The organism is Longimicrobium sp., assembly GCA_036387335.1.
Lineage (GTDB): Bacteria > Gemmatimonadota > Gemmatimonadetes > Longimicrobiales > Longimicrobiaceae > Longimicrobium.
The window spans coordinates 44,401-64,387 of sequence record DASVTZ010000153.1; the positions used below are offsets into that span (position 1 = coordinate 44,401).

Annotated in this window: 16 protein-coding genes; 6 read left to right on the top strand and 10 right to left on the bottom strand. The window is 70.8% G+C overall.

Annotated elements, in window-relative coordinates:
* Positions 1 to 4 precede the first annotated feature (4 nt).
* A complete protein-coding gene (locus VF647_14700) occupies positions 5 to 1,402 on the top strand; it encodes a putative glycoside hydrolase (protein ID HEX8453349.1) in 1,398 nt (465 codons plus the stop codon).
* 440 nt (positions 1,403 to 1,842) lie between these two features.
* Positions 1,843 to 2,262, top strand: a complete 420-nt coding sequence (locus tag VF647_14705; GenBank protein ID HEX8453350.1) for a DoxX family protein — start codon at positions 1,843 to 1,845, stop codon at positions 2,260 to 2,262.
* Positions 2,263 to 2,514: 252 nt separating this feature from the next.
* On the opposite strand, the gene VF647_14710 is transcribed toward VF647_14705, so the two are convergent.
* The 5 genes from VF647_14710 to VF647_14730 all read right to left on the bottom strand — a co-directional run bounded on the left by VF647_14710 (position 2,515) and on the right by VF647_14730 (position 10,735).
* Positions 2,515 to 3,684 carry an IS4 family transposase gene (locus VF647_14710; GenBank protein ID HEX8453351.1) on the bottom strand — a complete coding sequence of 390 codons (1,170 nt, stop codon included), beginning with the start codon at positions 3,682 to 3,684 and terminating at the stop codon, positions 2,515 to 2,517.
* Between the two features lie 203 nt (positions 3,685 to 3,887).
* Entirely contained in the window at positions 3,888 to 5,111 is a 1,224-nt protein-coding gene (locus tag VF647_14715) for a serine hydrolase domain-containing protein (protein ID HEX8453352.1), read from the bottom strand.
* Between the two features lie 380 nt (positions 5,112 to 5,491).
* Entirely contained in the window at positions 5,492 to 6,859 is a 1,368-nt protein-coding gene (locus VF647_14720) for a sigma-54 dependent transcriptional regulator (GenBank protein HEX8453353.1), read from the bottom strand.
* Complete coding sequence (locus VF647_14725; GenBank protein HEX8453354.1) at positions 6,856 to 8,178, bottom strand: HAMP domain-containing sensor histidine kinase; 1,323 nt, start codon at positions 8,176 to 8,178, stop codon at positions 6,856 to 6,858. The genes VF647_14720 and VF647_14725 overlap by 4 nt, the downstream gene beginning before the upstream one ends.
* Positions 8,179 to 8,194: 16 nt before the next feature.
* Positions 8,195 to 10,735, bottom strand: coding sequence for a hypothetical protein (locus VF647_14730; protein HEX8453355.1), 2,541 nt, complete (start codon positions 10,733 to 10,735; stop codon positions 8,195 to 8,197).
* 245 nt (positions 10,736 to 10,980) lie between these two features.
* Here VF647_14730 and VF647_14735 point away from each other — a divergent pair, with 245 nt between their 5' ends.
* The 3 genes from VF647_14735 (at position 10,981) to VF647_14745 (ending at position 15,211) form a co-directional block, all read left to right on the top strand.
* The gene (locus VF647_14735) at positions 10,981 to 11,811 is read left to right on the top strand and encodes a M48 family metallopeptidase (protein ID HEX8453356.1); all 831 of its coding nucleotides are present in this window, start codon (positions 10,981 to 10,983) and stop codon (positions 11,809 to 11,811) included.
* A gap of 347 nt (positions 11,812 to 12,158) precedes the next feature.
* Positions 12,159 to 14,756, top strand: a complete 2,598-nt coding sequence (locus tag VF647_14740; protein HEX8453357.1) for a M1 family aminopeptidase — start codon at positions 12,159 to 12,161, stop codon at positions 14,754 to 14,756.
* Positions 14,757 to 14,956: 200 nt separating this feature from the next.
* Complete coding sequence (locus tag VF647_14745) at positions 14,957 to 15,211, top strand: hypothetical protein (protein HEX8453358.1); 255 nt, start codon at positions 14,957 to 14,959, stop codon at positions 15,209 to 15,211.
* A 26-nt stretch (positions 15,212 to 15,237) separates the two neighbouring features.
* Here VF647_14745 and VF647_14750 read toward each other — a convergent pair whose 3' ends face one another.
* The 3 genes from VF647_14750 to VF647_14760 all read right to left on the bottom strand — a co-directional run bounded on the left by VF647_14750 (position 15,238) and on the right by VF647_14760 (position 17,654).
* Positions 15,238 to 15,852: a hypothetical protein gene (locus VF647_14750; protein HEX8453359.1), complete on the bottom strand. Its 615-nt coding sequence runs from the start codon at positions 15,850 to 15,852 to the stop codon at positions 15,238 to 15,240.
* Complete coding sequence (locus tag VF647_14755; GenBank protein ID HEX8453360.1) at positions 15,849 to 16,301, bottom strand: hypothetical protein; 453 nt, start codon at positions 16,299 to 16,301, stop codon at positions 15,849 to 15,851. The genes VF647_14750 and VF647_14755 overlap by 4 nt, the downstream gene beginning before the upstream one ends.
* A gap of 117 nt (positions 16,302 to 16,418) precedes the next feature.
* Complete coding sequence (locus VF647_14760; GenBank protein HEX8453361.1) at positions 16,419 to 17,654, bottom strand: crosslink repair DNA glycosylase YcaQ family protein; 1,236 nt, start codon at positions 17,652 to 17,654, stop codon at positions 16,419 to 16,421.
* A 153-nt stretch (positions 17,655 to 17,807) separates the two neighbouring features.
* Between VF647_14760 and VF647_14765 the strand changes: the two genes are divergently transcribed.
* Positions 17,808 to 18,326, top strand: a complete 519-nt coding sequence (locus VF647_14765; GenBank protein HEX8453362.1) for a hypothetical protein — start codon at positions 17,808 to 17,810, stop codon at positions 18,324 to 18,326.
* 64 nt (positions 18,327 to 18,390) lie between these two features.
* Here the strand turns inward: VF647_14765 and coaA are convergent, their stop codons facing one another.
* Both coaA and VF647_14775 read right to left on the bottom strand, forming a co-directional pair.
* Entirely contained in the window at positions 18,391 to 19,350 is a 960-nt protein-coding gene (coaA, locus tag VF647_14770) for a type I pantothenate kinase (protein ID HEX8453363.1), read from the bottom strand.
* A gap of 95 nt (positions 19,351 to 19,445) precedes the next feature.
* The coding region (locus tag VF647_14775; GenBank protein HEX8453364.1) for a hypothetical protein at positions 19,446 to 19,987 on the bottom strand (542 nt) is incomplete at its 5' end.

Below are 19,987 nucleotides of genomic sequence, written 5' to 3' on the forward strand. Positions count from 1 at the left end.
TTCGATGAAGACCAGGCTTCCGCTCGCCCTCCTCTGCGCCCTTCCGCTGTGGGCCGCATGCGGCGACAAGGCGGGCGGCGCGGCGGAAAAGGGGAAAACCGCGGGGGGCGAGGCAAAGGCGACCGCAGACACCGGCCGCGCCGCCGCCGCGCCCGGCGACGACCGGAGCACGGTGGGCAACGAGGCGGTGCGGGGCAAAGCGCCGCCCATCATCCGCGGCCTGTACATCAACGCCTACGCGGCGGGGTCGCGCGCGCGCCTTCCCAAGCTCCTCAAGATGGCGGACGAGACGGAGATCAACGCCTTCGTAATCGACGTCAAGGACGAAAAGGGGATCCGCTACCAGACGGCGCTGGAGCTTCCCAGGCAGCTCGCGCAGCCGGGCGAAGTGGCGATCCGCAACCTCCCCGCCCTGATGGACTCGATGCGGGCGCACAAGATCTGGACGATCGCGCGCATCGTCGTCTTCAAGGACCCGATCCTCAGCAAGGCGCGGCCGGACTGGTCCGTGAAGCGGGCGGGCGGGGCGCTCTGGGTGGACAAGGCGGGGAACACCTGGGTGAGCCCCTGGGACGAGAACGTGTGGGACTACAACCTTGACATCGCGGAGGAGGTGGCGCGCGCCGGCTTCAACGAGATCCAGTTCGACTACGTGCGCTTCGCCGAGCCGTACCGCAGCCTGCCGCCGCAGGTGCATCCCAAGGCGCGCGGCGCCCGCGCGGACGCCATCGCGGCCTTCCTCAACGAGGCCAAGCGGCGCCTGCACCCGCTGGGCGTCACCGTCACGGCGGACGTCTTCGGCCTGGTGCCCAACGAGGCGGGCGACGTGAACATCGGCCAGCAGTGGGAGACGGTGGCCGCGACGGCGGACCACATCCTTCCCATGATGTACCCGTCGCACTACTTCCCCACGCACCTGCCGGGGGTGCGCCGGCCGGACCTGATGCCGTACGACGTGCTCTTCAAGTCCGCGGGGATGGCGCGCCTCCGCAACGACCGGCTGCAGGAGGCGGGGGTTCGCCCGGCGCGGGTGATGCCGTGGCTGCAGGCTTTCTCGGCCACCTGGCTCGGCCGCAACCACCAGACGTACGGCCCCGACCAGATCCGCCAGCAGAAGCAGGGCGTGTACGACGTGGGCTTCGACGACTGGGTGCTCTGGCATCCCGGCTCCAAGTACGAGCCGTTCCTGGCCGGCCTGGAGCGCGGTGAGCCCCAATCGCGCAGGAAGCCCCAGTACACCCCGCCCGCCGATGTCCTCCAGTGGGTGAACCGCTTCGAGCGCGAGGGTGTGCGCGCGGCCCGCGACAAGGCCGTGCAGCAGGCTCACGGCGACGTGACGGACCCCGCCGCCGCCCAGGCCGCCCGCACCGGCCGCACTGAGCCGGCGAAGCCGAAGCCGTAGAGGGCCCCTCCCCCGGGCGTCGAACCGCGCGGGTTCCCCCTCTCCCCGGCCCTCTCCCCCGCAAGCGGGGGAAAGGGTGCACTCCGCCCCTGCCACGGCATCCGTGGCACGGAAACCAATGCTCGGTAGGGGCAGACCTGCGTGTCTGCCCGCCCTTGCCGCGACGCGACCTCCGCCCTCCGCACCGATCCACGTAGGGGCCGCCCCGCGTGGCTGCCCGTCCCCTCCTCCGCACCGCCCTCCGCAGCGCACATCGGACCTCCGCCCCCTCGCCCGATGACAGGAGGGCGCAGCCCTCTCCTGTTATCGGGAGAGGGGGCAGTCGAGTGTAACGAGACGGGGGTGAGGGCCTCATGTCGATCCGCGCACCCTTCCTTCGTCGCACAGGTAGACCCGGGGCTGACACCCGGCCAACCAAGACCCTGCGCGGAGATAGAACGATGACGTCCACGACACTGGCGAGCGAGCAGACCCTGGCGGTGGGCACGCAAACCCACAAGGCTTCGGAAGTTCTGCTGTGGGGCGTGCAGGTGGTGCTCGCGCTGGTCTTCCTGTTCGCCGGCGTGATGAAGCTCATAACGCCGTTCGAGGTGCTCCAGGCGCAGTCGACCGTCTCCGTCTCGCTGCTACGCTTCATCGGCGTGTGCGAGGTGCTGGGGGCGCTGGGCCTGGTGCTCCCCGGCCTCTTCCGCATCCACCAGTTCCTGACCCCGCTCGCCGCCGCCGGCCTGACGATCATCATGACGGGCGCGGTGGTCCTCACCGCCCTCGGCGACGTGTCGATGGCGGCGATTCCGCTGGTGGTGGGGATGCTCACGTCGTTCGTCGCCCACGCGCGCTGGCAGCGGCTGCCGCGCTGAACCGCCGAGGAACGTGCGGGACGAGGGAGGGCGGACACGCAGGTCCGCCCCTACAGGATTCGTGGTCAGCGGCAGGGTGGCGGAGCGGCGGCGGGCACGGGCGGCCACACGGGGCCGCCCCTACGGGATTGGTGGTGAGACACCGAATGGCGGCGCAGAGGCGGGCACGGGCGCGATGAATCGCGCCCCTACGGGACCTGTGCAGCCCGGACGGATACATGCAAAACCCCCTCCCCCAGCACTGCTGTCCGGTTATAAGTCCAGTAGTAGCAACTGGTTAGCGGAGGGGTTTTTGAGATCGGCGAAATTGGGTGAGCCGAGTGCTTGTTCTAGCGGGATTCGCTCGAAAAGAGAGAGGCTCAGGATCTGTAGCAAAGTGTAGAGATCCCGCTCGATGCCAAGCCGCTTCCGGACGATGGCGATGATCAGGTACACGGAGATGGCGATCCAGATCTGGGTGCTGACGGCGTTGGGGCTTCTCCCGTAGAACGCCTTGATCCGGAGGTGCTGCTTGATCCACTTGAAGAAGAGTTCGATGCGCCAGCGTGACTTGTAGAGCTTGGTGATCGTGAGCGCCGGCAGATCGAAGTCGTTGGTGATGAAGACATATCCCCTGCCCGTCTCCGGGTCTTTGTAGCGGACGCGGCGCAGGTGCTCAGGGTACTTCCTGGCTGTAGCGGCAATCGCGAGCACCACGGTCTGGTCGCAGATGAGGCCAGTGCTCCGGTCTACAGGACGCGAGTAGATCCTGCGAAGCTTCTGGTTCTTCTTCGCACGGGTGACGAAGATCGCTTTTGCCTGGTTCAGCCGATGCAGCCGCACGAAGTCGAGGTAGGCGCGGTCGAAGACGTAGATGGAGCCGGGCTCGGGCGTCAACGCGTCGAGGATGTGCGAATCCGCAAGGTTGCCGGCTGTGATCCGGGCGAACGCGGGGATGGGGCCGCGCAGGTCCAGCAGCGTGTGGAGCTTCACGCCGGAGACGTGCTTCTGGAAGCGAGCCCATGGGAAGAGCTCGATGCAGAACTCGATGATCGTCGCGTCCAGCGCGTAGACGGTGTGTTCGAGATCGAGATCCAGAGGCTCGCCCGCGTACAGGCGGCGTGCTTCGGCGATGAGCCCCTGAGCAAAGTCGGCGTAGATCCTCCAGTCCCGCTGCTCGTTCGCGTCGGCGAGGGTGCTGCGCGACACGTTCCCACGAATGCCCATGTGGTACAGGCGATCGGGCAGGGCGCTCAGGCAGGCTTCGATGTCGCGCAGGCTTTCACGATAGGTGAGCTGGGCGAAGGCCATGACCAGGAACTGGTCTCGGCAGCTAAAGGTGCGGACGCGGTGATTGCCCTGATACCGCCGGATGCAACGGTCCAGCGCATCGCGGGAAGCATGGGCGATCAACTGCGAGAAGATGGTGCTGCCCTCGTTCATTCGGCGCTCCTGTCTAGGGTTCCAGACAGAATGACGAAGGGGCGGCACCGACTTCAAATCGGCGCGGGCTGATTTTCTTTGTAACTAGCTACCATGCTGTCAGTTACAGAAGCATCTACTTACGTTAGCCGGACAGCAGTGCCTCCCCCAGGCAGTTATGGGGGAGGGGGATGCGTCGCGGAGCGACGCTGGGGGTGGGGGCCTCAGTTCCCGCTGTTCGCCAGGTACCCGCCGCGGTCGGTGGCCTCGGCGACGCGGTCGTGGACGGCGCGGCGGAGGGCCTGCATGCGGTTGTTGTCCTCGCCGTCGTAGGTGCGGTTGGTGAGGAGAACGACCCAGGTGCCGCGCTCGGGGTCGATCCAGAGCGAGGTGCCCGTGTAGCCGGTGTGGCCGAAGGCGATGGTGGAGATGCGCGTCCCCGCCGAGCCGCCGCCGCCCGGGGGAGGCGTGTCCCACCCCAGCGCCCGCGTGCCCGCGCCCGGCTGCCGCATGGCGAACTGCCGCACCGTGGAGGCGCGAAAGATCCGCACGCCGTCGAGCTCGCCGCCATTGGCCAGCATCCCGGCGAAGCGCGCCAGGTCGTGCGCGGTCGAGAAGAGCCCCGCGTTCCCCGCGATCCCGCCCAGGCGCCGCGCGATGGGGTCGTGCACGCGCCCCTTGAAGCCCGCGCCCAGCGCGCCCGAGGTGCCGGCGCAGCGCTGGCACCCGTCGGGGCCGAAGACATACGAGGTGGAGGTCATCCCCAGCGGCTGGAAGACGCGCCGGTCGAGCAGGTGGTAGAGCGGCTCCCCCGCGGCGCGCTCGGCGGCGGCGAAGAGCACGATGGGGCTCAGGTCGGAGTACTCCATCCGCCCGCCGGGGTAGGTCACCAGCGGGGTCCGCAGCACGTGCGCCAGCGCCTCCGCGCGCGACAGGCCGGCGGGCACGTCGGTGCCGGCGGGGAGCCCGGCCGTGTGCGTGAGGAGGTGGCGCACCGTCACGTACTCCTTCCCCCCGCCCGTGAACTCCGGCAGGTACGACGAGACGCGCTCGTCCAACCCCATCTTCCCGTCCTCCACCAGCAGCATCACCGCGGTCGTCGTCCCCACCACCTTGGTGAGGGAGGCGAGGTCGAACACCGTCTCGTCCGGGTCCACGGGGGCCGAGTCCCAGCCTCGCCCCGTGTTGCCGAACCCTTCTTCCAGCACGATGGTGCCGCGGCGCCCGATGGCCAGCGCCGCGCCGGGGAAGGACCCGCGCTGCAGCTCGGAGTAGACGGCGTCCTCGGCGCGGATCAGGCCGATGGCGCTCATCCCCACCGACGACGGCGCGGCGAGCTCGTGGCGAGCGAGGCCGGGATCGCGGAAGGGGAGCGAATCCGGCTCGGATGCGAGCGGCCCCGGCACGAGGATGCCGAGCGACGCCGCCAGCGACAGGGCGGTAAGCATGGGGATGCTTGTGGCTGGGGGGTGAGACTGGCTGGGTTTGGGAGTGGGATATGCACTCTACAGCTCCCGTCCAGCGTTGTCAACAATCGCGTGTTACGTGTGTAATGTTCGGAGTTGATTCGGTCGCCGATCCCCGCAACCACGCCGAAATCCAACCCCTACAACACCTTGCAATCCGCGCCGCATCAATGTGGCGCCATTGCATTGCTTTCCCCTAACTCGCTGTGCCTGCACGCGTTGCCCGATCCCGCCGCGCCGCGGTCCGCCTGTATTAAGATTCTGCCCACAAGATGCAACCCGCGCAGGTGCGGCAGAGTTCCAGATGCCCTTCCTTCCGTTCTCCTCTCCGTACCTCTGTGGCTCTGTGTGAGAACCCGCCGTCAGTCGCGTTCAAGCCCAATCTGGCGAAGGCGCTTCTGCAGGCTCTGCCGGTGGATGCCGAGCGCCTGCGCCGTGCGCGAGACGTTGCCGCCGTGCCTCTCCAGCGCCGCCGCCAGGAAGCCGCGCTCCCACGCATCCATGGCTCGCGCGCGGGCGTCGGCCCAGGAGAGGTCCGCGAGGGCGGCATCGACGGGCCCCAGCGGCGCGCGCGTGTCCAGGCCGGGAGGGAGGTCGGCGGGCTCGATCGTCTCCCCCTCGGCCAGCACGACGGCGCGCTCCACGGCGTTGCGCAGCTCGCGGACGTTGCCCGGCCAGTCGTGTGCCAGCAGGATGCGCCGGGCCGCCTCGGAAAGGGCGCGGGTGGGGCGGGCGTGACGCTCGGCGAAGTACGCGAGGAAGTGCGCCGCGATGGCAGGGATGTCCTCCCGCCGCTCGCGCAGGGGCGGAAGGTGCAGGCCGATCACGCTCAGCCGGTACAGGAGGTCCTCGCGAAAGGTGCCCTCCGCCGCCATCTGCTGAAGCGGCCGGTTGGTAGCGGCCACCACGCGCACGTCCACGGCCACCGGCTTCGTGCCGCCCACGGGAGTCACCTGCCGCTCCTCCAGCGCCCGGAGGAGCTTGGCCTGCGCGGGAGCGGCCAGGTCGCCCACCTCGTCCAGGAAGAGCGTCCCGCCGCCCGCCGCCTCGAACAGCCCCACGCGGTCGCGGTCGGCGCCGGTGAAGGCGCCGCGCATGTGTCCAAAGAGCTCGCTCTCGATCAGCTCGCCGGGAAGGGCCGAGCAGTTGATGGCCACGAACGCCGCGCCGCTCCGCCGGCTCTCCGCGTGCAGGGCGCGGGCGACGACCTCCTTTCCCGTGCCGCTCTCGCCGGTGATGAGGACGGTGGCGTCGGTGGGGGCGGCGCGGCGCACCACGCTCTGCACCTGGCGCAGCGCGGGCGAGTCGCCGATCAGCCCGTGGAAGGCGCCGCCCAGCTCCTCGCGCAGCCGCACGTTCTCCGCGCGCAGGGCCAGGAGCTCGCGGGCGCGGCGGGCGATGGCGCGGATCTCCTCGTTGTCGAAGGGCTTGGGGACGTAGCCATACGCCCCCTCGCGCAGCGCGCGCACCGCCAGCCGCTCGTCGCCGTGCGCCGTCATCAGCACGAAGAGGGTTCCGGGGTGCCGCGAGCGCACCTCCTCCAGCAATTCGAGCCCGCTCATGGCGGGCATCGAGAGGTCTGAGATCACCAGGTCCGCCGGCGTATCCTCCAGCGCGGCCAGGGCGGCGGGGGCGTGCTCGGCCTCTCGCACGTCGTGCCCCTCCTCCTCCAGCAGCTCCGAAAGCGAGAAGCGGATCGAGCGCTCGTCGTCCACCACCAGGATCTTCATCGCGCCGCCTGTGGAGCTGGAATGCGGATGGAGAACTCCGCGCCGCCGCCGGGTGCGCCGCCCACCCGCGCCTCCCACCCCAGCTCGCGCGCCAGCCGGCGGACGACGGCGAGCCCCAACCCCGTCCCACCGCCCTCGCTGCGAAAGGGCTCCCAGATCCGCTCGCGCTCGGCGGGGGGAACGCCGGGGCCGGTGTCGCTCACCACCACCTCCAGGTCGCCCTGCGCGGGGCGGGCAGCGAGGCGGACCGTGCCTCCGGCTGGGGTGTGGCGGATGGCGTTGAGGAGGAGGTTGAGGATGGCCTGCGCGAGCGCCTCCCGCGGCGCCGCGGCCACGCTGCCGCCCGCGTCCGCATCGACGGTGACGCCGCCCCTGCGCGCGTGCGCCTCCACCAGCAGGAGGAGGTCGTCGAAGAGGGGCGCGAGCGCCGTGCGGGCGCCGGGCTCGGGTCGCACCGTGGCGCGCCGCGCGAAGCCCAGCAGGTTGGCCACGATCCGCTCCACGCGCTCCGCCTCCTCCAGGATCACGGCGGCGTAGCGCCGGCGCTTGGCGTCGTCCACATCGTCCTCGGCGAGGCGCTGGGCCAGCGAGCGCATGCCGGTGAGGGGGTTCCGCACCTCGTGCGCCACCGACGCGGAGAGCTCTCCCAGCACCGCGAGGCGCTCCTGCTCGGTGGCGGCGGCGGCAAGCTCGCCGGTCCTGGACGCGCGCACCTCGATGTCGTAGAAGCGCAGCCGCGACACCCCCACGAAGATCAGGAGCTGCATCCACACCATCGCCAGCGGCAGGGCGTAGACGGAGTGCGAGCCCTCGGTGAGATAGCCGCCGATCAACCCCAGCGGGAGCACGGCCACCATCCCGCCCACGACGCCCAGGCTCAGCCGGCGCTCCCCCGGGCCCTTCACCCGTCTCGACACCGTCGCGAAGCGCACCATCGGGACCGTGCCACCCACCCAGGCGGCGAGCTGCCACAGGTCCAGGATCGTCCCCCTCTCCCCGTGCAGGGCGAACGGGAGGAGGACGAGGCCGGCACACACCGGCAGGAGCGCCTGCCAGTCCGGCCGCTCCATCCCCTCCGCCAGCGCGAAGGCGAGAAAGAACGCGGGGAGCATGTGGATGATGCCGAAGAAGAGCGGTCCGCGCGTGCCGCCGGTGGCGAAGATCCACCCCTGCACGGCCAGCCACGACATCAGCCCCGCCTGAAAGAGGGCGTACCAGCGCACCCCGCGGCTGCGGGGGTTGAAGAGGAGCAGCGTCGCGGTGCTGAAGAAGACCACTCCGCAGGCAAAGAACGCGACCGCGACGGCAAGGGAGCTCATTCGGCTGGAATCCCGCTCAGAAGTTGACGCTGCCGCCGAAGACGGCCGTGCGCTGCCCAAAGAAGTTGGGGACCGTGGTGCGCGTGCCCGCCGCGTCGTCGTAGCTGTAGCCGGCGATGTTCTCGCGGCCCGCGGTGTTCAGCATCTCCAGGTACGTCACCACCATCCGCCCGCGCACCGTCCAGAAGCGGGTGAGACGGGTGTCGAGGCGCAGGTAGTACGGCAGCCGGTCGCCGTTCGGCTCGCCCGGTGCGCCGACCGTGCGCGGGGTGAAGGGGCGCCCGGTGGCGTAGCGCAGGGTGTTGCCGAGCTGCAGCTCGGCGGGAAGCCGCACGGTGGCCACGCCGGTGAAGGAGTGCGTCACGTCCACCGACGAGGGCACCACCCGCCCGTCCTCCAGCTCCAGCCGCCCGCGGAGCAGCCCGTACGTGATCCACCCGTTCACTCGCGCCTGCCGGCTCCAGCGCACGATCGCGTCCAGTCCCGTGGCGCGGCCCGAGGCCGCCTGCGGCCCGTCGCCGGCTTCGGCGTAACGGCCGTATGACTTCGTGTACGCCTCCACCTTGAGCGAGGGCTCGCCGGATCGCTCCGCGCCCACCACCAGGTGCCGCGCCCGCGTGGGGACGCCGGCCGGGGAGCCCGCATCGGGAAGGGCGAAGCGCGTCCGCCAGCGCCCCTGGTGGAACTCGCCGCCGGCAGCGCGCAGCGTCCAGTCGCCCGCGCGGAAGGCGAGGGCCAGCCGCGGGTCCGCGGTCCACTCCGTCTCGCCGGGAAGGCGGTCGGCGCGGATGCCGGCCACCACGCCCACCCGCCCCGACGCCGCCCACTCGTACTCCGCGTAGCCGCCCACGTGCGATGCATCGTCCGTGACCGCCTGCAGCACCCGCGAGGGCGAGCCGGGGGCGAGCTGGTCGGTGGTGGGGGTGACGCCGGTCTGGCGGGCCTCCATCCCAGCGGCCTCGGCGCCGGCGCGGAGTCGGCCGCCGCCCAGCATCCACTCCGTGTCCACCCGCGCGGCGACCCCGCGGTCGGTGCGCTCGCGGTCCATCACCCCGAAGTCGAAGCCAGTGGTGCGCTCCGTGGCGCTGAGGTTGGCCCGCACCGCCACCCGCCCGTCGCGCGACACCCCGCGCCCCGAGAGCGTCGCCAGCGTCGTGCCGCCGCGCGAGCCGAACGCTCCGCTGTACCCGTAGGCGCTCACGTTCCGCGCCGACGCGTCGGTGTCGATCAGCCCGGTGGCCTTGAGCTGCCACCCCGGGCGCGGCGCCCACACCGCGCCACCGATCCCTTCCAGCGCGCGCGGCGCCGTGTCAAACTCGCCGCCGCGGCCGTGCATCGCCAGCATCATCGACGCCTCGGTCACGCGTGCCGCTCCCCACATCCCCGCCCGCCTGCCGGCGGGAAGCTGGAGCATTGCCCCCGCCCCGACCGTGTTGGCGGAGAGGACGCCCGCCGCGGAGGAGGGGCGGCCGAGCGTCTCGACGTCCAGCACGCCGGAGAGGGCGTTGCCGTAGCGCGCGCCGAAGCCGCCGCTGGAAAAGGTGGCGGAGCCCAGCACCGCCGGGTCGAGCACGCCGAACGCGCCGCCGTGCAGCGACTCGTAGCGCCCCGCGTACACCAGCCGCGCCCCGTCCACCCAGACGGGCGCCTCGGCGGGGTCGCCGCCGCGCACGTACAGGTCGGCCCCCTCGGCGGCGCGGGTGGTGCCCGGTCCCGTCTGGATGGCCTGCATCAGGTCCGCGGTGCCGCCGGGGGTCATCAGCACGTCGATCCGCTTCAGCGAGGTGCCGCTGCGCGTGTCGTCCATCCGGTTGGCACTGGCCTGCACCGTGAGCCCGTCCAGCAGCACCGCCTGCTTGGGCGCGGCGGGAGCAGGCGCCGGTGCGGCCGGCGCGATCGCGACTGCCGGAGCCGCGGTGGGCGAATCGGTGGTGTCCGCGCGGCGCTCGTGTTGCTGGATCAGCTCGGCGAAGCGCGCCTCCCCCGGAAAGAGCGCCGCGCCGCGCCGCCAGATCGCCAGCGCATCCGCCGTGCGGTTCTGGCGGACGTACAGCTCACCGAGGCGCAGGTAGGGCTGCGCGAAGATGCCGGGCGTGTTGCGCGTCCCCTGCTGCGCCACGAGCAGCTCGAACTCGCGGATGGCGTCGTCCGTGCGGCCCAGGAAGGCGGGGAGGTGGAAGTAGTTCAGGGCGAGCACGTAGCGCGCCGTCCAGTGGGTGCTGTCGATCGCGAGCGCCGCCTTCAGCAGCTCGATCGACTGCCCGGAGAGCCTCCCCTTGCTCATGAAGTCCGCGAACCCGATGCGGCACTCGCCGATCACCCGCGCGAGCCCGACACGCGGCTCCGCGCTCTGAGGCTCGGCGGCGAGACGGGCGCGGAACAGGCGCTCGGCCCGGTCCGCGGCGGTCGATGCGGCGGCCTCGTCCTTAGCCGCCGCGGCGCGCGAGCACTCGGTGAGGGCGCTGTCCGCCGCGGTGGGGATGGGGGCCTGCGCGGCGGCCGCTCCGCCCGTCGCCAGTATGGCCGCTCCGGCCAGAAGCACGATCTTGTTTCGCATGGTCGCCTCGATGTTGTTCGGTTGCACTTCGTCCTGCTCGTGCCTACCGACAACGCAACCCACGGTCCGGCGTGGCCAAATTCGCAAACCGCCTTACACCAACGGCTTACGCGACCTGGGTCACCGCACCAGGTGCCGCATCCGGGCTGCGGTGCAGCCGCGCGGCTGCACCCGGGCCGTGCCCGGCTGGCTCGGAACGTGAAGCAGAGGGGGGATCACCTTCGTCCACCCGCACGCGCGCGCCGATGCCACGCACCCGCACCCTCGCACACGTAGCCGTGCTCCTCGCGCCGCTGAGCCTGGCCGCGTGCGCGGGGAGCATCGGGCTCGACGAGGAGGCGCAGCTCGGCGCGCAGTACGCGGCGGAGATCCGCGGGCAGGTGCGGCTCATCCAGGACCCCGTCGCGGTGGAGGCGCTCAACGGTATGGGGAAGGGGCTGGCATCCCGCGCGGACTCATCCGGGCGCCGCTACACCTTTTACCTGGTCGATTCGCCCGAGGTGAACGCGTTCGCCATCCCCGGCGGCCACATCTTCGTGAACCGCGGCCTCATCGAGCACGCGGACCTGGTGTCGGAGATGGCGGGGGTGCTGGGGCACGAGATCGCGCACGTCACCGAGCGGCACGGGCTGGAGCAGATGGAGAAGCAGCAGCGCGCCAACGTCCTGGTGCGGCTGGTCTACTGGGCGCTGGACCGCGAGCCGGGAGTGGTGGAGCAGGTGGTGATCCAGGGGGGCGGCGCGGCCGTCTTCGCCAAGTACGGCCGCGACGCCGAGCGCGAGGCGGACGAGCGCGCCGTGGTGACGGTGGCCAACGCCGGCTACGATCCGGACGGCATCGCCACCTTTTTCGAGGAGCTTCTTCGCGAGCAGAGGGAGGAGCCCACCTCGTTCGACCAGTGGTTCGCGTCGCATCCCACCAGCACGGAGCGCGTGCGCAACACCCGCGCGCTGATCGGGACGCTGGGCCCGCTGAACCGCGAGCGCATGATCCGCGACACGCCCGAGTACCAGCGCTTCCGCGCCCGCGTGCAGGCCCTGCCGATCCGTGCCACGACCGTGCGAATCAGGCGATAAACGGCGGGCGATAAAACGCCGGCATCTGGGCATGGCGAGGCACGGGCAGCCACGTGGGGCGGCCCCTACGAAATCTGTGCGGCGGGGCGCGGGCCGGTGTGGCGGCGGGGGTGGGCAGACACGCAGGTCTGCCCCTACGGGTATTGGTGTGTGTGTCGGGAGAACGCGGTGCGGCACGGGGCACGGGCGCGATGAATCGCGCCCCTACCGGATCTGTGCAGGCGGCCATCCGCGACCGCAGCCCCCTCTCTCGATAACGTTAGGGCGCAGCCCTCTCCTGTTATCGGGAAGGGGGCAGGCGAGTGTAACGAGCCGGGGGTGAGGGCCCCCGCCACCAACCGAAATCCATGCCACGCATCCGTCCCGCGTCCGTCCTGGCGATCGCCGCCGCGGCCGCCGCGCACCCCGTCAGAGCGCAGATGAGCTCCAATCCGATGCAACCCGGCGTCTCGCTGGAGCTGGCGCGGGAGCGCGCGGCCACGCTCTCCGGCGTGCGCTACTCGCTGGCGCTGAACATCACCCGGCGCGACTCGGCGCGCGGACGCGTGGAGGCGGAGTTCGACCGCAGCGGCACGGGCGACCTGGTGCTCGACTTCCGCGGACCGTCGCTCCACTCGGTGCGCGCGAACGGGGCCGCGGTCACGGACTACCAGTGGGCGCAGGGGCACATCCGCATCCCCGCGCGCCACCTGCGCGATGGGTCCAACCGGGTGTCCGCGGAGTTCACCACGCGCATCGCGGCGGCGGGGGCGCCCATCATCCGCGCCGACGATCCCAAGGACGCCACGACGTACCTCTACACCCTCCTGGTGCCGGCGGACGCCAACGCGCTCTTCCCCTGCTTCGACCAGCCGGACCTCAAGGCCCGCGTGCGCATGCGGATCACGGCGCCGGCGTCCTGGAAGGTGCTCACCAACAGCGCGCTGGAGGGGCTCGACTCCGTGCGCACGGCGGTGGTCTGGCGCTTCGGCGAGACGAAGCCGATCTCCACCTACCTCATCGCCTTCGCCGCCGGGCCGTGGGCGACGTGGGAGTCGGACGGGCTCACGCTGTACGCGCGCGCATCGCGCCGCGCGGAGGTGGAGGCGGACTCGCTGATCGGCGCCAACCGGCGCGCGGCGGCGTGGCTGGCCGATTACTTCCAGGTCCCCTTCCCCTTCGACAAGATGGACGCGCTCCTGGCCCCCGCCTTCCCCTTCGGCGGGATGGAGCACGTGGGGGCCATCTTCTACAACGAGACGCAGTTCGTCTTTCGCGAGCCGCCCACCCTTTCGCAGCGGCTGGGGCGCGAGCAGACCATCTACCACGAAGTCGCACACCAGTGGTTCGGCGACCTGGTGACGATGCGCTGGTTCGACGACCTTTGGCTCAAGGAGGGGTTCGCCACTTACATGGCGGCGCGCATGCAGGCGGAGCTGGCGCCCGAGAGCGGCGCGTGGAAGACCTTCTACCTGCGCAACAAGCCCACTGCCTACGCCACCGACGCCACTTCGGGCACCACGCCTGTGTGGCAGGAGCTGGCGAACCTTGACCTGGCGAAGAGCAACTACGGCCCCATCGTCTACAACAAGGCGCCGTCGATCCTGAAGCAGCTCAACTTCCTGGTGGGCGACACGGCGTTCCGCAGGGGGGTGCGCACCTTTCTCATCCGCCACGCCTACCAGAACGCCACCTGGCGCGACCTGCTGACCGCCGTCGAGGAAGAATCGGGCACGCCCCTCAAGCAGTTCGGCGAGCAGTACATCCTGCGCGCCGGAATGCCGGTCGTGGAGACACGGCTTGAGGTGGATGGGAACAAGATCCGCGCGCTGCGGCTGGTGCAGCGCCCGGCGCGCGCTCTCCCGGGCGATCCGGGCGGATGGTGGCCGGGGCGGGTGCGCGTGCGACTGGCGTACCACGACCGCGACGACGTCGTCCTCCCCGTCACCTTCGCCGGGACGACGACGGTCGTGGAGGGCGCCGCCGGGCTGCCACTGCCGGACTACGTGTGGAGCAACGACGGCGACTACGGCTACGGCCTCTTCCTGCTGGACGACCGCAGCGCCGGGCGCGTGGCGGCGAGCCTGGGCACCACCCGCGACGATCTCCTGCGCGCGCAGCTCTGGGGCGCGCTGTGGGACCGCGTGCGCGAGGGCCGCATGCCCGCCGCGCGCTTCGTGGAGACCGCCATCCGCGAGCTCCCCCGCGAACGCGACGAGCAGATCGCCGACGCCGTGCTCGGCCGCGCCTCCACCGCGCTCACCCTCTACCTGCGCCCGAACGACGCCGCCCGCGTGGCGCCGGCGTGGGAGCGCCTCCTCGCCGCCCGCGCGGACGACGCGAGCCTGCCGTACGGTATGCGGAAGGCGTCGCTGGACGCGCTGGTCGGCACCGTGCGCACCGAGGCCGGGCGCGCGCTGCTCCGCGACTACCTGGCGGGGCGCAAGCAGTTCGATGGAAAGCCAGTGCAGCAGCCCACGCGCTGGTCCATCGTGGGCGCCCTCGCCGCGCTGGGCGAGCCGAATCCGGCCGCGCTGATCGCCGCCGAGGCCGCGCGGGACACCGGCGCCGAGGGTCCTCGCCGCGCATTCGTGGCCGGCGCCGCCATCCCCACCGCCGCCGCGCGCACGGAGTACTTCCGGCGCTACCTGGACGATCCGCAGCTCAACGAGGAGTGGGCCACGGCTTCGCTGGGCGCCTTCAACGACCCCGCCCGCGCGGATCTGTCCCTCCCGCACCTGCGCGCCTCGCTCGACCGGCTGGAGTGGATCCGCGACAACCGACGGATCTTCTTCCTCCCGCGCTGGGTGAACGCCTTCATCGGCGGGCAGACGACGCCGGAAGCGCTGGCCGTGGTGGACCGCTTCCTGGCCGAGAACCCGCGGCTCCCCATGGACATCCGCCGCAAGGTCCTTCAGGCGCGCGACGAGCTGGAGCGGACCGTCCGCATCCGCGCCGCGCCCTGAACGTCACCATTGCGTGGAGCAGGCCCGCAGCAGCACGTTGAGCACGATGGTGAGCACCACCGAGAGCAGGATGCTCGTCATGCATCCCTTGGTTCGGTACTGGACCGGCATGCGCCTCCTCGCTGTTGAGTGAAGCGGGAGCGCATGGCACCCTCCGTGCCGCCCTCGCGTCCGCCGAACACGTCATCGAAGGAACTCGCATGCTCCGCTTTGCCGCCCTCGCCACGCTCGCGCTCCTCTCGGCCTGCGCGCCCGACACTCCCCAGCGCACGTTCGGTCCGCAGCCCACCCTGCGCCCTGGCCTGGGCGTGCTGGTGAACTCCACGCGCGGCCGCTGCACCTGGGTGCTCAGCCGCGGTGAGAGAAAGCGCGTCTGCTTCCCGCGCAAGCGCCCCGAGCCACGCGACAGCACCGGCACCGACACCACCAGCACGCCCGTTCCGGCGACCTGGTAAGGAACAACAACAGCCTCTCCCGACCGTCAGTTCCGCCCCAGCATCCCCTGCACGAAGCTCAGCCCCTGATCGAACGCCGGGAGAAACTTGCACCCGAGCGCCTGCAGGTCGCCGACGAGCGGGGGCGTGTTGAAGTCCTCGAAGTTCCGGTTGATGAAGCAGCTTCGCGACGGGCGGGTCTGGCTCAAGTGGCTCCGGACCGATGCATAGATCAGCGCATCAGGCGGGGTCAGCCGGAACTGGTCCTCCACCGCCACCGCGACCGGCAGGACGCGCTCGTCGAAGGGGATCAGCTCGGCCACCGCGGCGATGCGGCTCCTCGCATCCTTCCAGCGCTGGAACTCGTCCTCGCCGTTGACGACGAGCAGCTGGTGCAGCACAACTTTCGCCGCGCTCACCGGGGCCGCGAGCGACGCTGTCCGCCCGAGCTCCCGAAGCGCCGCATCCACCGGGATCTTGACCGACCTATGCTCGGCCTTCCGGCGGAAGAGCGCGCCGAAGGGTTCGATCATCGAGAACGTGGGAAGGAGGAGACGGATTCGTCCTTCCGTGCATAGCTCCAGCAGCGCCTCGCACGCGGCGTGCTGCTCCTGGAGCAACGCCAGCTCGAGTACGAAGTTCGACTCGACGTAGACGTTCACGCCGCCTCCTTGCACTCCATCTTCCCCCCACGGACGGCTTCTATCAAGCCGATCCCGTCGAAGCCGTTCGCCAGGGCGATCTCGGCGGCCTCGCTCACCGAATAGCCGAGGTCCGACAGCCAGAACTCGACGATCATCTTGAAGGTCAACGGGTTCACGGTCTCGAGCCGCACCCGTTCACCGTCTACGTACGGGGTCAGGTGGGGCCGGGCGGGGATCACCGCGTCCGGGAGGCGAACGACAGGCTCCACGTCCGAGTCCTTCCACAGGTACATGGTATCGGGCGTGACGATAAGGAAGTACTCCAGCGGCGGAATTCCCCCGCGCACGAGCAGGTTGCGGCGGAACTCGGCTGCCCATTGCGCCGAGGTGTTCAACTGGCCGTTCGCCTGCACCGCCGCCACGAGCCTGCGGTCGGGCCGGAACAGGATGAAGTCGGTGTAGAGCATGGTCGCGTCTCCGGGTGGAAGTCGGCTACGCGGGCCGCTGACTGCATTCCGCACTCCACCGCGCCGGTTCTGAGCGTATCCGGCCGGTTGTGAGCGGAAGCGCCACGCCATGGGACATCAGCTCGTATCTGGGGCGTTTGATGGCGCGGCGAGCTGCATCAAACGCGCGGCCAGCTCGGGCGGGTCGGACTGGCGGATGGCGACCGCGGGGGTGCCGTGCCAGGCGGCGCACTCCCGCAGCGCGCCGCCGACGTCGGCCACGAAGCGGTCGGTGGGGCGCACACCGGGCTCCAGGTAGAGCGCACGGACTTCGAAGACGCCGTCGCGGCGGTGGGCCTTTGCGTCCAGGCGGCCCACGAGCGCGCCGCGGCGCAGGATGGGAAGCACGAAGTACCCCCAGCGGCGCTTGGGCTCGGGGGTGTAGCACTCCAGGCGATAGTCGAAGCCGAACAGCTCCGCGGCGCGCGCGCGGTCCCACACCAGCGGGTCGAAGGGGGAGAGAAGGGTGGTGAGGGTGGGGCGGATCTCCCCCGCCGCCGCGCGCAGGGCCAGGTCGTGATGGTCCGGGTGGACGTAGCCGGGCTCCTTCCACCCCTCCACCCGCACGGGCAGCAGGGCCCCCTCGTCGGCCAGCCGCGCGGGGATGGGCGGGGTGGCGCGCTTGGAGGTGCGGAAGTAGTCGGCGACCCACTTCGCCTTCGCCACGCCCAGCGCGCGCACGGCCTTGAGCGCCAGCTCGCGCGCGACCGCCTCGCGCGGGGGGAGCTGGTCGTCGCTCCACGAGGGGAGGACGCGCTCGCGCACGTCGTACACGCGGTGGAAGTTGTCGCGCCGGGCGATCATCAGCTCGCCGGCGGTGAAGAGGCTTTCCAGCATCCGCTTCTCGGGCTTCCACTCCCACCACCCGCCGCCCTTGCCGTCGCGCCGCTCGAAGTCGGCCGAGCGGACGGGGCCGCGCTCGCGCACGGTGGCCAGAAGGCGGTCGACCGTCTCGCGGTTCTTGCGGATGAACTCGGCGCGGTACTTCCACCCCATCGCCGCGGGATCGAGCATGCGGTGGCGAAAGAGCGCGAAGTCCTCCACGGGGATGAAGCACGCCTCGTGGGCCCAGTACTCGAACAGCGCCCCCTCGGCCAGCAGCTCGTCCAGCCAGCGCGGCTCGTACGCGCCCAGCCGGCTCCACAGCACCAGGTACGGGCTGCGCGCCACCACCGAGATGGTGTCGATCTGCAGCACCCCCATGCGCCGGATCGCCGCCAGCACGTCCGCCTTGCCGGCCCTGCGCCGCGCCCGCCGGTCCAGCCCCTGCGCGGCCACCATCAGCGCCCGTGCCGCGTTCTGCGTCAGCTCCACGAAATCTCCCGATGCGCCCTGTGTGGAAGTCCCGGCGCAGAGCCATCCGCAAGACGCAGGCTGGTAATCTCCGAGCCCGAGGCCGACCAATGCTGTCGAGCTTTCCATCCGCGGCGCACCCGCCGTCTTCGACTTCCGACCCTACGTGCGCCGATGTCGATTCAGCCGACCCATGAGATTCCCGCGACGGTCCAGGAGCGGCTCACGAGCTGGAAGCGGGGTCGCCAGATCATGGGGACGACGGCGCACAACCTCCTGGGGCTGCTCGGCATCCTCGGCTCGCTGGTGGCGCTCGCGGGGCTGCCGGGCATCTGGACGAAAGGCGCCACCGTCGTCACCGGCTTCGCCATCGCCGCCATGACGCTGTGGAACCCCCGCCGCGAGTACATGAAGTTCGCGAAGGCCTGGCGGGTCCTGGACGACGCGGCCCGGCGGTACAGCTTTGGCCTCATCCCTCTGAGCGACCTTTTCGACGCCATCGTGCTGGGCGAATCGCTCATCGAGGAAGCGGATGCCCTGTCAGGCGACTCCTCGGTGGACATGCTGAGGAGCAGCCTCGATCACAGCAGAGCCGCGATCACCTCGGGGAATCCCGTCCCCCGCTCGCGCCGGGGCCGGTCCAAAAAAACGCCCGCCAAGCCTGCACCCCCTCCGCGCGATCCCTCGGAATAGCGAGTCGTGATGGCCAAGCGTGCGCCGAAGGATTCCCCATTCCCCATTCCCCATTCCCCGCCGGTCACAGCTTCCGCAGCCGCACCCGCTCCACCCGATGATCCTTCCCCTTTTGCAGGATCAGCCGCGCGCGGTCACGCGTGGGGAGCACGTTCTCGCGCAGGTTCACGGCATTGATGGTGGCCCACACCTCGCGCGCGAAGGCGATCGACTCCTCGTCGGACATCCCGATGGCGTAGCGGTGGAAAAAGGAGGTGGGGTCGCGGAACGCGGTCTCGCGCAGCCGCTGGAAGCGCTGGATGTACCACGTCTCCAGGTGGCGCTCGCTGGCGTCGATGTAGATGGAGAAATCCAGGAAGTCGGACACGAAGAGCCGCGCCGGCCGCTCCGGCTGCGGCGCGCCCGTCTGCAGGATGTTTAGGCCCTCCACGATCAGGATGTCCGGCCGCCGCACCACCAGCTCCTGGCCGGGGACGATGTCGTAGATCAGGTGCGAGTACACCGGCGCGCGCGCCTCCTCTGCCCCGCCCTTGATCTCGGCCAGGAAGCGAATCAGCCTGCGCACGTCGTAGCTCTCGGGGAAGCCCTTGCGGTGCATGATCCGCCGCGCCTCCAGCACCCCGTTGGGATACAGGAAGCCGTCCGTCGTCACCAGGTCCACCTTGGGATGGTCCGGCCAACGCGCCAGCAGCGCCTGCAGGATGCGCGAGGTGGTGCTCTTTCCCCCCGCCACGCTCCCCGCCACCCCGATGACGTACGGCACGCGCGCCGCCGGGCTCCCCAGAAAGGTGTCGGTGACGCGGTAGAGCTGCTGCGCCGCCGCCACGTACAGGTTCAGCAGGCGCGACAGGGGGAGGTAGATGTCCGACACCTCCTCCAGCGACACGTGGCCGTCCACGCCGCGCAGGGCATCCAGCTCGGCTTCGGAGAGGGTGAGCGGGGTGGCGCCGCGCAGCCGCGCCCACTCGCCGCGGCGGAACTCGGCGTACGGCGAAAGCTCGCTGCCGGGGGAAGGTCTTGCCATCCGGATCGCTGGTGTGCGGTGGTATAAAACGCCGGCCCGCCGTGATCGGGCGGGCCGGCATCAGCTTACCGCGCGCGGCGCCCGCGGAACAGTGGCTACAGGGCGTAGAACGTCGCCAGGAAGAGGACGAAGCGATAGACGGTGAGCACGGCCAGCGTCCCCACGGCGAGCACGGCCGCCTTGCCGATCGCCAGCGTGCGGCTCTGGCCGTACGCGGTGCGCAGCGCCATCGCCAGGTAAGTCCCCCAGAACACCGCCGGCCCGCCCGCGTCGGCGATGAAGCTGGTGGCCTCCACGCTGGCCCCGGCCCGGTAGGCGAAGCGGGCCAGCATGCTCAGCGCCAGCACCACGGGCGGCATCAGCAGGAGCATGAAGGCGATGGCGTGCGTGGCGAACACGAGGTGCTCCACGAAGTAGCGCCGCGGACGCCAGAAGACCATCGTTACCAGGAGCGCAAAGATCGGCACCAGCAGAAAGGCCAGCGACCGCGCGTGGGCATCCACGGCAGCGTCGAAGATGGCGCGGTACGCCTCGAGATCCATCCCGCGCCGCGCCACGTCAGCCATCACCCACGGCTCCACCAGCGGGCTGTAGGGAGTCTGGCTCAGGTGGATCGCCAGCGGCGAGTTGAGGCCGT